Below are 12,793 nucleotides of genomic sequence, written 5' to 3'. Positions count from 1 at the left end.
TATCCCTCATAAAAAGAGTTATAATTGTTTACGAATTCAAATTATTATTTGGATCTCCATCTGGATTAGTTCTAATCCAACCTCCACCCTCTTCTGTAGTTAATTGAGTGTTAGGGTTACCATCTCCATCAACATATATCTCTCTTCCGTCAGAGAGAGTTCTCCAATGTGGTTCCACATGATTTATTCCAGGATTTTCATTTGATTGATTTATATCAGCTTGTGCCTCCAAATTGGAATCTGATCCATTAGAATCTATTTCTGGACTTCCTGCATCTGCTAAACTATGATTATCTCCTGTAGGATCACCAATATCTACTCCATCAACTATATCAACCACTCCAACTGCTAATGCACCAACAGCTACAGTCTTTGCAATATTTACTGTACCATTTTTAATTTTTTCATCATCATTATATTTAAATCCATCATAGATGTCTTTTCCATTTTTGTATGTATTCTTGGCAGTGCAATAAACACCTTTAGCAGTACGTGAAACAGAATTTCCTATATCTCCTAATCCATTTTCAATTTTATCATCGTCCTTCTGAATAATACCAGCAGCTGTATTCCATGCTCCATCAGCAACTTGTCCTAATGTATCACCAGCAAATTCAGAAGCCTGCTTAACTCCCTCACCTACTTCTTTAATGAATTTGCTTCCCGTTACTTCACCTACCACATTTACAGCTCCCCCTACTACAAATCCAGTAGCTTTTCCTGTAAATTTCCCTAACTCTCTTAAAAAACCCACTTTAAACACCCCAGTCTACTATTCTATAATTTTCCATCCATATACTCCATTATAATGGAAAATGAAAGAACATACTACTTTATACCTAAAACATACACCAAGTAAATAAAATCAATTTTTATTAAATGATCGGTCTGACAAAAAAATCGTGACGCGTTAGTCTACCTACTATATCCCTATTCTATAAAAGCAGGAATTAAAAATATGGAAATCCGACCTCATATTCTCAATATATAGAAAAGGATTCCTTAGCGCTGTGGCCGCTTGAAAGGGATGAAACACTTTTCGCTTGATAAATTGGGACACTCTTTTCCAGTTAGATACGTGGATTTTACATGAAGGAGCGTACAGGATAGCCTTAGTCAATTAGGAAAAATCCTTGTGTGGCTTCGTTTTATAAGAGAATCATGTTCGTAGAGGCCCCATGTCAAATGATATTGGTTTTAATCTAACTTCCAGTAAGGTGTGTCACTTAAATGAGCAGAAACTGTGTCATTTTCTGGTTCTTACGCACTTTTGGTGAAAACGTATATGTCTGGATAGGAAGGAATTTTAATGTTTTTTCAGAAAAACATTTTCCCTATAAAGTTAATAATACTCTTTGTGTTAATAGCTTGCTGCTCGTACGTCCATACATCATTCTTTTAATGGTTTTGAGTCGTTTAACATGCCCTTCCGTTATTCCATTACTAAACGAGAGGGAACATGCAGCTGTAATTGCTTTTATGTCTTTCTCTACGTAGCTCATAAATGTTTGGATAGCTGAAAAGGTATTTTATATTTTATAAGCCAATTTATTAAGCCTTCAGCCTTCGTTGACATAATTTCCCTCCTCATAAGCAATAGGTCCTATGTCAATATATTAGCATATTTTGGATATTATAAGAAATTACATTAGTAGTATCCATAGTTGTTCTAATGGTTTAATAAATGAATTTATTGATGAAAGTCGGATAGAAAAGACAATAATATTAACAAAATGTTCTATATATTACTATATAGAAGCTTTTCAACCATCTTTCCAAGATACAAAAACACCAACAAACATTGTATATCAACGTTTGTTGATGTTTTACTGTTTTTTAAATTAACTTGTTTTCACCAAGAATATCGGTGTTGGGATAGAAATTACATAAAAATTCGATTAATGTAAAACATTTTCGAAAAATAACATCCTATCTTATTAACTTTTTGGACCTATAATATCTCCCTTAAGTCCTCAGCAGTCCGTTCACAACTGTCAATCAACCGCCCGCATTTCTATTATTTTATTTGTGTCGAAAACTTCCCAGATTGGAAGTTCTTGTTCAACTTCTTGTTTTGGGTAGAGTATAATGCATTGGTTGATAGAACGATAGGGACGGTTCTCGCGCCTCCAAGAAAGTGTGAGAACCTTCGTGCTTCTTTTACCTTAACTTCTGCAGCATCTCATCCTGCATCCTTACTATATGTGTTCGCAAGCTGTTTTTTGATTCAATCGTGTCAACGAGCGTGGATGAAAGTATTTCCATCGTTTCATATAGCTTTTTGTACTCTTCCTTCGACATTGCCTGAAGATTATGGTGAAGATCTGTTAGTGGAATCAACAAGTCTCTAAAATCATCCACCTGAGCTTTAAGCTTTTCTTGTTGACCACTCGCTAGCTGTAGTTGCTTTTGATGCTCTGAGATCAATTCTTTATGGAAACTTGAAAACTGGTTGATCACATCAGAAGTTCTTTGAACAATAACTTTATTTTCTTCGATTTGATGTTTCACAACTTTTGCTAATGAGCCTTCAAGCTCGCGCAATACATTCCGATGATGCTGATCCATTGAGCCTCGAGTTTTGACAGCTTCCTCTTTTGATTCCTTTAAGAAGCGTTGCATATGGTCATGCTGATTTTTTCCTTGGGTCTTCAATTCCTGTAATGATTTTGCTGTTTCAGTTTTCGTCAATTCTACAACTTCATTCAGTTTTACAACCTGTTGTTTTGTATAGTCATCTAGCTTCGCTTGTGAGCCTTCTACCGTTTCATTCAGTTTTTCAACAATCGTTGTAACCGCTGTGTATTGGTTTTCCATTCTCTTAGCGACACCCGCTTGCATTTCTTCAAAGCGGTCTTTTAACGCTGACGAAAGATCCTCAAGTTTTTGGCTTTGTTCAATGGTGCTGTTTGTCATCTGCTGTTGTGCATGAATCGTTGAATCATGTGCGCTTGTCATATAGTTGTCCATTTTTTCATGGAAAGAAGATGTATTGTTCTTAAGCACTTCAATCACTTCTTCAATCTTTTTCACCTGCTCACCCGACTGGTTCATGATTTCTTCTTGGACTGTAACAGCCGATTCCTTCATCATCGTGATCACATCCTGCAATCCTTCCTTATATGAAGAAAGGTTTTCGAAGAATGATCCTTGCAACTCTTGTCCATCATCCTTTATCGTTTGGGCCAATTGCTGAAGTGATTGCAGCTGTTCAGTTGAACTCCCTTTAATTTCTTCTAAAATAGTAGACATATGTTCACTGATTTTCTCCTGTTGCTCGTTAGCTGAATCCTTAAAGTTCACTAATAATGCATCAGATTTCTCTAACTGTCTATCAAGCTGTTCCTTCAATAGCGATTGAGAGGACTCTTCCAAGTTTTTCATTTCTTCTAGAACTAATGTGATTTGCTTTGTAAAAGCATCTTGCTGCGAATTCGCATTTTCTTGAATGGTTTTCACAAAAACTTCGGTCGCTCTTTCTGACTGCTGCTCCAACGCTTTCAATTCTTCAACAACACCCTGGCTCATGCTTTCCAAGCTTGAATTGATAGATTGATAGATTTCAGTTTGTTGATCCACTGTTCCACCAATCGTATTGATTTTCTCTGTGACGGACTCTTGGTATGCTTTAGCATCCTTAGCGTTTTGATTCATTTGATCAAGGATATTTTTAGAAACTCCCTGAAGTCCTTCTCCCTGTTCAATGATGGATCTATACAGTTTTTCCACCCCATCATTTAATGAGCTCTTTACTTCCTTTTCCGCTTCTAAAAGAATTTCAAGCTTCTGTTGGACAATTACCAGGGAACTAGCTAATGTTTGACGATTTTTCTCTAACAATTCAGTCTGAAGTGTAGAACTGCTCACCACTGCTTCTCGCAGCTCTTTCATTTGCTCAGCCATTGTCGTCGCATCCTGACTCATTTGACTGATAACATCCTCGGTGTTCTTGTTTTGATTTTGCTGAAATGAATGAATTCCCTTGATCAGTTCTACGATGACTACATAAAGAAGGATGGAAACAACTAGTCCACCAGCAACGGTGAGTACATGTAGTTCCCCATCCTTCCATGAATACATCATAAAGATGATCAAAACCGATAAAGGAATCAATATCGCTGATTTTGATTTATTCATTTTGTACTTTCTCCTTTAGTGTTCACGTCAATAAACTCTTCTGGGTACTGGTCCACATAGGAGAATAATAAACGACCGAACCTAGACTTCTGATCAATGCTCTTTTTAAATGAATCTACATTGACTTTTTTACTTGAGATAAAATAAAGATAAAACTCTGAGAGCTGCATAAGGACCATGGCACGCTCTTCCACCCCAAGCTGTTCCATTGCCTGAATGAGCACACCAAACCCTTGCTTCGTGCCAGGAATGGTCTTTTCTAATTGCCCGAATTTCACAGATAATTTTTCAATGAGCTGTTCATTAAAACTTTCCATCTCAATCAAGGGGTAAAACAGCGAATCGATTTTATCCTGTCTGTTCATTTCGACACCCCGACTCCTTCATTTAACAACTGGCAAATCGGCGTTAATGCTTTCTCTATTTGTAGAAAAAATGCTTGTTTTGTGTCATAATCTTGATTCTTAAAATAAGCCAACATTCGCTTATTCAACTTATATATCCTTTTTACTGTTGGTATCACATTTGTCTGAAAACAAGCACTCACCTTTATGATTTTTTTCATTAAAAGAATATCCTCTGGAGAGTGCTCTAACCACCATTCATTACACATCTCATGAATTACTTCACTAATTAAATGGTTAAGTTTTTCCTCGTTTTGGCCTTGCTCTGCCCAGTTATTTAGCTGCATACGAAGAAACACTGGAAAATCGATTTTTCTTTTATCAGCACCATCAACATTCTCCTTCTCTGCTCCTTCATTAACGTTCATATACAAATAGAGGTCATAGAATGATAGAGAAGAGAAAAAATGCACATGACTTTCGGATGGAAGAGTTGAAAGTCTTTCTTTCTGCCTCACTAGTGTCTCTTGATCGGTTCCAATGAGGATGACTTGCTTTCTTTCAGGCTCCATGAGCTGATTAAACTCTTGTCGCTCCAACCTCTCACCGATTAAGTAAATCACTCGCTTCTCATTTCCTGGTGTTTGTGCTTTTTCGTCAAAGTTAAATCTCCAAGTATAATAAAAGAGTGCTTTAAGTGGAACGCCTATTTTTACCCTGCCACTTCTAAGCTTCATAAACGCTAAAAAGCTTTCTTCCGTCACCGGCCCTGAATCAAGGTGAATCGTAAAGGTGTGATGGTAGTTTACATCAATGTCCCCCGTAAATTCATTTAACCAATCCATTAATGAGAAAGGAGCAGGAAATGTATTTTCCCAATGGGGATTTATATAGCTTGATAGAAATTGAATTTGAAGTTGCTTTTTACCAATGACATGAACGAGTGCTCTCATTTTTAATTCACCAGTCAAGTCAGCCAGCACCTCTTCCTCTACCGTAGATGGTTCGGCCGATGCAGCAATATATTTTCGAATGAAAATCTGAGGTTTCCCTCCGCTCTCATTCTCAGCATCTACTAGATTACTAGACTGCTCTTCATGCTTGGATGGAGAATCTTCCTCAAGGTCTTCATCCTCAAGATATTCCCCTTGATCAAGTCCAAAGTCCTCCTCATCCAAATAATCCCTATGATCTAACCCAATTCCCTCGTCATCTAAATAGCTAGCCTGATCTAACCCAAAATCGTCATCATCTAGGTAACTAGCTAGATCTAACCCAAAATCCCCCTCGTCTAGATCTAACAAAACAGTTCTTTCATCTTGCTCTACTAAAGAAGTTAATCCTCGCTGAGCCGATTCCTCTTTTTCCACAGCCGGAAGTGGTTCCAGCTGTGACAGATAGTGCCAAACAGATAGATCCTGCTCTTCTTTTGACAAAAGAGCAGCTTGCTTCATTTGAGCATCTATCCATGAATAGATGTTCTTCATGAAACGACGACTCCAAGATATTCCTCGCACACATCCACTTGTTTTGTTAGTTGTGCTTTTTGTTCTAAAAGTACCTCTATATTTTCCTTATAAGTCGATTCCACCTGAGTTAGCTGTTGTTCTAACTCCTCAAACTGTCCTTTATAGTAGGACTGCAGCCCTGCGCTCACCGCATGCTCGATTTGAAGGCTTTCCGCTGTTAGCCAGTTGTCCAATAAGGCCATTTGCTCATTGATAAATACAGAAATCTTCTCTTCAGCAATCGCTTTGTACGAATCTGCGATTGCTTGTTGAATTGCTTTCTCCTGATTTGACTGAAGCTCAACAAGTTTTCGTTCTTTTTCGGCTTTCAATGCTTCCAGCTGTTGCTTTTGCTGCTCTTGAAGCTTCGCCTCTTGAACACTCTTTGCTTGCTGTGCAATTTTTTGATTTAACTCTCTCTTTTTTTGCATAAACGTTTGTTCAATTTCATATTTTTGCTTATAAAATTGACTTCGATTTGCCCCATCCTCAACAAGGATTGTTTTTCCTTCATTATGGTCGATCGCCGCACCAATTTTTTCACCAATTCCTTCAAAGGACAGTAGCTTCAGTGCCTTAACAGCCTTTTCCTTCATCAATTGCTCGCCTGTTTTCTGAGCAATCTCTTTGCCTGCTTCTTTCGCCATAACCTTTGCCACTTCTATGGAGGCAGCTTTCGCACTTTCCTTAATCACTTGCTTTGAACCTTCTTTTGCCGCTAGTTTGCCTGCTTCTATCGCCGCTTTCGTCCCAGCCTTCGCTTGACCTGCCACTGGAACAAACATCACTGCTACATCCGCAAGTTTCCCTATGTTTGTTAACATCTCTTGATAATAGTTAGCATCAGAGCGCTCTCGTTCCACGAATTGTGCCACATATGGAACATCAAGCTTGCCCTTTAACGTCTGGAGCTCATCTTGTAGTTCTTGAAGCTGATGCTCATGAAGCGCTGAATCCACATCAACAGCAGGTATTTCTACTAACTGCTGATATTTTTGTTGCAAGCTCTCGACCTCTCCTGCTAGCTTTAAAAATTGCTCTTGTTGATATTGCTCTAACTCCTCTAAGTTTGGCTTCGGAATGTGGATATCGGTTGTTACCTTTTCAATTTCTGCGATTTGAAGTTGAAGGTCATGCTTACTTTGTTCCTTCATTTCAGCTAAGGTTTGATCAATAAATTCCTTTCGATTTGAAAGAATCTCATCTTGGATCAAAAGCGCTAATTGTTCAGCTGCTCCCTTTGAATTAATATTTACCAGTTCTTTTAACATCAACTGCTTTAGCTGAATTTTTTGAGACTCTAATTGACTGCGTTTATTACTGCGAATGTCGTGCCATTTCTCCATCGTTTTTAATCGATCATTTTCGATTAAACGCTCAATTTTCTCCTGATCAGCAAGGATTTTTGCTCGCTCTTCTTCTAAGCCCACTTCTCCCTTATTGATACTGGTATTGATAAAATGAAGCTCTGTCACAAGATGGTCCTTGACCTTTTCGATCAGTCCTCTCATCCGTTGCTCTGCTGCTGTTTGTTTTAAGCTTTGAGCATTTTGCGCAATCGATTGGAAAATCACATTTCGTAGTTCTTCCATTCCATAGCCTTCTTTTGCAGAGACTGAATAGACTGTAACAGGGATGGATAAAGCTGTAGCCAATTCGTCCTCAAGTCTTAAAATTACATCTGATAAATCTTCGCCTTCGTCTTGTTGTAGAAGACGATCAATTTTATTTAAGACAAAATAAAGGTTTGGCTGAAGTTGACTAATATGTTTTAGATATAATAAATCCTCTTTGGAAACACCTGCCGTTGATAGTACATAAACGGCTGCTTCTGCATCTAAAATGGCGTTTTCTGACATTCTTATATGGCTCTCATGAATCGTATTTCTTCCTGGAGTATCCACCAACACAATGTCTTCTGGTAAGCTTCCCGTCGAAACGGAGACTTTAAACTTTTCAATTGATTCAATTCCGTTGTTACCTTGGATATATTTTTTGATCTCAGCAAGGTCAAGTGTCTCTTGAGTCCCACTTACCTTTTCTGCCACTGCCAACTCTTCAGCCGATTTTCTTACTTCTGTTACAATTGCAGTCGTTTCCGTCACCTTTGTTGGTAAAAGTCCAGGCCTTTCGATTAACTCATTGATTAAATACGATTTTCCTGCACTAAATTTCCCAAGAAATGCAATATACAATTCATTGCGCTCCAAATGCTTATTTATCGATACGAGTTCCTCTTTTTGGTCAGTCGTGAGTGTTAGCGTCTCTAATATTTGCTTCGCCTTTTCAATCATTTCTGTCATCCCCCTCTTATCCAATCGTTGCTAGGCTACGCCCTTCTTTCAATTGCTGAAGATCGTTCTTTTTCTCTTCCATCCTTTGTTGAATTGACTTTAACTGATTCTCAATCTCCTGCTGCTCTTGTTTACTTTTGTTCATCAGTTCTTTTTGGTTTCCAAGCTCGGCTGTTAAATTTTTAATAATCGAATCTTGCTCTTCATAATAATGATCGACGATTCTTGAAACAACCGCCTCCACATTCAATGTGTCAATGAGCTCATGGTATTGCTGCTTTACGCCAATGGTCACTTCTACAATCGCACGAATGATTTCCTTATTCATTCGTTGAACTTCTTCTTTTTGGTTATCTAGGATCTTTTTCATGATTTGATTTCGAATGCTTTGGAAATCGCTTCGGAGCTTGTCCTCTTTTCCTTCAAGCTTATCAAGCTGCTGCTTCATCAATTGACTAGACCCTTTTGCTTCTGATTTTCGACCTTCAATTTGTGATAGTTTCGTTTCGTAATCTTTTTCCAGACGTGCTAAATCACTTTCCCATTTTTCCACTCGAGGGTTTTTCACCGTGATTTTCTTCATTTTCTCAGGAACACCTAGCCAGGTTAACAGCTTACCTGCTCCTTTTCGCTCACGTTCCACCTCTTCATTCAAATAATACGTCTCACCTTGAAGTCTTGTATTAATTTCTGCTCTTCGAGTCTCATAGCGTTCATAAAATTGATCCAATTCTTCCTCAACCATTTCATTATGCTGAACCTGTCCGATTTTTTCATCAATGGCATCCATTTTATCGCGAACCGCTTGGGTGTCTTCCTCAATCTTTTGCAACGATTCCTTCAAATAGGATAGCTCCGTATGGTCACTTTTTTGAACCATTCTTAAGCCGACGTTTACAGTTAAATCTAAATCACCTGTATTTAGTTCACTCGCAAGCTGTTCTTCATTTATGCGAATGTGCTCGACGACTGATCGTAAGACATTTCGCTTTATGAGTTTTATGAAACTTTCCGCTTCTGATAAATAACGAGACTTAATTCGTTCATTTAAGCGGTCAAAATCATTTTTGAACGTTTCAAGGTCCTCATAATTCGTTAATTGTGATTGAAGCTGTGATGATAGAAGATCCATCTTCTTTTCAAATTTTTCTTCAGAGCTATCGATCAAATCTCTTATACTCCGCATGATTGTTGCTTTTTCATCACTTAATGCTAGTTTACGAGAATCAATTGATTCGGTTAAACGTCCAATTTCTTTTTCTACTGCTAAAAGATCAACTTCACCCTTTACAACTGCTAGCTTATTTGTCAGCTGTTGAACCACATCTTCATAGAACCTCTCAATTCGATTCAATGGCTGTGAAAGTAATTCATTCACTTTCTCACCCTTCGTCAAATAATCCCATAAGCGATTCTCAAAAGAGACAATTTCAGAAGCTGCTAGCCATTCAGCCTTCTTCCTGTCATCCTGAGTATTCTCAGCAATCCTTGAGTTGAGCGCCTTTAACGCACTTACTGGGTATACTTTTGCATGGTCCTTTGACACATTATGATAAGGATTATCCTGCAATTTTTCCTCAATGGATTCAACTACTTCAGCAATGGTTTGCTCTTCTAAATTCACTTCATCAGAACGATTTGCCACAAAGAAAATACGATCAATAGATTCATAGACATCACTGATAAACTCAAACTCTGTGCGACTACCTGCACGATTAATATCAAACAGAAAAATACTCGCATTCGATCGTCTGATTTGCTTTTTCGTGATTTCATCATGCTTGATATGAAGTGATTCCATTCCTGGTGTATCAACAATGACAACACCATCTTCTAGATAAAGAGAATCAATGTAAATATTGACATATTTGATTTCCTCGACAACTTTAATTTTTTTGCTCATCTCTGAAACATAGTCCTCTAACTCAGCGAATGGCACCGATCTTTGACTACCATTTTCAAAAAAGATGACTGCCTCTTCTTTTTGCTCAGGATGCTGTGAGGCATGAACAATATAATTCACGGTAGCGGTGGTTGGCTGCGCTTTACTTGGTAGCACTTTTTTCCCAACAATCGCATTAATAAAAGTTGATTTTCCTGTACTAAATTCACCAATTACAACCAGTTCAAACCGGTTATTTGTAAGGTTTTCCTTTAAAACTTGAAAGTCATTAATACTCGCTTTTACGTCAATCAACTCTCCTAGCTGCTGATCGATTTCTTGTGCAAACAAATAATTCTCTTTAACTAAATTTGTTACCTTTTCAATTTGATTACGAAATTGCAGGCGTGTCGTTTGCTCCATCTTAAAATTCCCCCTCAAGTAAATAAGCGTGCTGTCCTCTTATTTCCTTTTCCTCTACTGTCACTCGTTCACGAACATGCTTCTTGATTGTTTCATTAACCTCTTTGCGATCATTACTTAAATCCTTGGTGCATTCCTTATACACGCCGGTTGCCTGTTGATTAAGAACAAGGTGAAATTCCTCAATGCATTTCTTTGCATATTCTCGGTATGATGTGTGCAGATCCTCCATGAGGTCAATCATCTGATCTTCACTTTGTTCCTCTAACTTCCGTACTTCTCGGTCATGCATTCGCTTTAAACGCTCTTCCACTTGGAGCTTTGACTGCAGGCTTCTGACAGAACTACTTAGCTGCTCAAGCTTTCGTTCATACGTCCGTTCAAGTGATTCTTTGTCCTTAATCCACTTTTGTTGCCTTGAATCATCTCTCCCAGTTCTTTTCACTGTTTTCGTCGAAAATAAATCTAGGATTTTACCAAGACCTTTTCTTGAAACCTCCTCATAATAGGTATAGGTTTCAACCTTCGGCATCGCACCTAAACGCCTTGTTTCGCGCTCAAAATCCTTTTGAGTAGTCGTCTGTTCATAGGATTTCTCTGCGATTTTCTCCGATAATTGCTCAAGCTTTTGTTCAGCTAACTTTGATTCCTTCATTCGGCTAGTTTTTTCTTCTTCAAGCTTAAAAATCGGCTGAAATCTTTTATCCACTTGATTATCTTGGTTTACTTTAAACTGAAACTGGCGGTTCGTTAATTCATTGACCAATCTGCTAAATCGCGTTTCCGCTTTCTTTTTTTTCTGATTCGCTTGCATGATAAGTTCAATCACGACCCGATTGCGTTTCGGCACATATTCTTCTAACAGCACGGTATCACGATGGACAATTTGAATGAATTCATTATATTTTTTATTGGCCAGTTCGTTAATTTCTTTGTTTAGACCAATTATTTGAATTTTGATGTTTTTTACAAATAGGTCCATATCCTTCCAGTCTTTTTTTAACAAAGCCATTAAGTTGTTCTTTAATTTCGTTGAGATTACCGTTGCTTCAGACTGGAAAGATGGCGATATTTGCTCCACCCACCCCTCTTTTTTGTCACTCATTTCCTTCACGATTTGCTCGGTTTCATTTCTCATATAGAGAAGCAGCCCCTGCTCTAATTCATCATACTCAAGACGCATTCGCCTTACGATGTTTTCAATTCTCGTTTGGATTTGCTGGCGTTGTTCTTGCACTTTCGATTCCTGTAACTGCTTAGCTTGGGTGGCTTCATCTATATCTTGTTCAAGTCGCAAAAAATCTTTCTCAATCGATGTTAAGAAATCCTGTTGATATTCTTGTTTTTCTATGTATTGAAACAGCTTCTCTTCCAATGCAAGAATGCCACTGTTCATGACTAATGGTTGATAGTGCTCCATTCTCCCCTTGAGTGCATTTTTTGAGGATAGTCCGTATACAACAGGAGTGGATTTCATGATGCTAATTTTTTCAATCTCCAAAGCAATTGATTGAAGGTGGGTTACATGTTCTTCCTTAGGAACAACATCCAACTGATTGACGACAAAGAATACCCGCTCTTGATATTGGTTTATATAATTTAAGAGCCTAGCATCTGAGCTAGACACCCCTCTGCTTGGCATCAGATATATGATCGCTGCCGCTTTTTCAATTTCGTTTTTTGTGTATTCAAAGATTCTCTCAGTAATCCCATTATCACCTGGAGTATCGACTAGACAAATATGCTCTCCTAATAACGGAATCGTCCGATACACCTCTACGACTTCTATATTTGCAGCCACATCCATCTGTGTTTGTAAAAGGGTGGCATACTTTTTTAAGGTCTCTTGATTTCCGTTCAAATCCACCCACTCGACCTTACCTTTTTTAAACTTAACAGCCGCCTTGTTGACGCGTGAATCCTCTTTTTTGACTGAAAAAATCTTCGTTGTCACTGCCGTTGTTTCTTTAACACTCGTTGGTAATAAATTGCCGCCCATTAACGCATTAATAAAGGTCGACTTCCCCGTACTAAAATGACCTACCACAACGATATTATAAATTTCACTATTCATTTTCGCTTCAATAAACTCGCATTCTTGTTCTAAAAAAACGTCTCCAATCGATGCTTCCTTTAACTTTGCTAACTTCTCTTTTAGGAGTAATCTTCTCTTGTTCAGACCTAGCATCTACTTCCTCCTAGCCA

Annotated in this window: 7 protein-coding genes and 1 pseudogene; all 8 read right to left on the bottom strand. The window is 38.1% G+C overall.

Translation table 11 applies throughout. The annotated features are described in order from the left end of the window. Positions 1–28 precede the first annotated feature (28 nt). The 8 genes and pseudogenes from ACTQ5K_RS08935 to ACTQ5K_RS08900 all read right to left on the bottom strand — a co-directional run bounded on the left by ACTQ5K_RS08935 (position 29) and on the right by ACTQ5K_RS08900 (position 12,776). Positions 29–754: a hypothetical protein gene (locus ACTQ5K_RS08935; protein ID WP_251629366.1), complete on the bottom strand. Its 726-nt coding sequence runs from the start codon at positions 752–754 to the stop codon at positions 29–31. A gap of 580 nt (positions 755–1,334) precedes the next feature. Continuing rightward, a pseudogene (locus tag ACTQ5K_RS08930) lies at positions 1,335–1,558 on the bottom strand (transposase); the annotation flags it as partial. A 602-nt stretch (positions 1,559–2,160) separates the two neighbouring features. After that, positions 2,161–4,137, bottom strand: coding sequence for a hypothetical protein (locus ACTQ5K_RS08925; RefSeq protein ID WP_251630019.1), 1,977 nt, complete (start codon positions 4,135–4,137; stop codon positions 2,161–2,163). Next, the gene (locus ACTQ5K_RS08920; protein ID WP_251630017.1) at positions 4,134–4,502 is read right to left on the bottom strand and encodes a hypothetical protein; all 369 of its coding nucleotides are present in this window, start codon (positions 4,500–4,502) and stop codon (positions 4,134–4,136) included. Before ACTQ5K_RS08920 ends, ACTQ5K_RS08925 begins: the two co-directional genes overlap by 4 nt. Further along, entirely contained in the window at positions 4,499–5,968 is a 1,470-nt protein-coding gene (locus tag ACTQ5K_RS08915; protein WP_251630014.1) for a hypothetical protein, read from the bottom strand. Before ACTQ5K_RS08915 ends, ACTQ5K_RS08920 begins: the two co-directional genes overlap by 4 nt. After that, positions 5,965–8,283, bottom strand: coding sequence for a dynamin family protein (locus ACTQ5K_RS08910; protein ID WP_251630012.1), 2,319 nt, complete (start codon positions 8,281–8,283; stop codon positions 5,965–5,967). The genes ACTQ5K_RS08915 and ACTQ5K_RS08910 overlap by 4 nt, the downstream gene beginning before the upstream one ends. A 16-nt stretch (positions 8,284–8,299) precedes the next feature. Then, positions 8,300–10,588 (bottom strand): dynamin family protein, encoded by a 2,289-nt coding sequence (locus ACTQ5K_RS08905; RefSeq protein ID WP_251630011.1) that lies wholly within the window; start codon positions 10,586–10,588, stop codon positions 8,300–8,302. Between the two features lies 1 nt (position 10,589). Then, complete coding sequence (locus ACTQ5K_RS08900) at positions 10,590–12,776, bottom strand: dynamin family protein (protein WP_251630009.1); 2,187 nt, start codon at positions 12,774–12,776, stop codon at positions 10,590–10,592. Between the last annotated feature and the right edge of the window lie 17 nt (positions 12,777–12,793).

Origin of the sequence: Niallia sp. Sow4_A1 (assembly GCF_052116745.1) — a bacterium.
Lineage (GTDB): Bacteria > Bacillota > Bacilli > Bacillales > Cytobacillaceae > Niallia > Niallia hominis.
The sequence above is the reverse complement of the archived record's forward strand: the minus strand, read 5'-3'. Positions and strand labels throughout refer to the sequence as shown.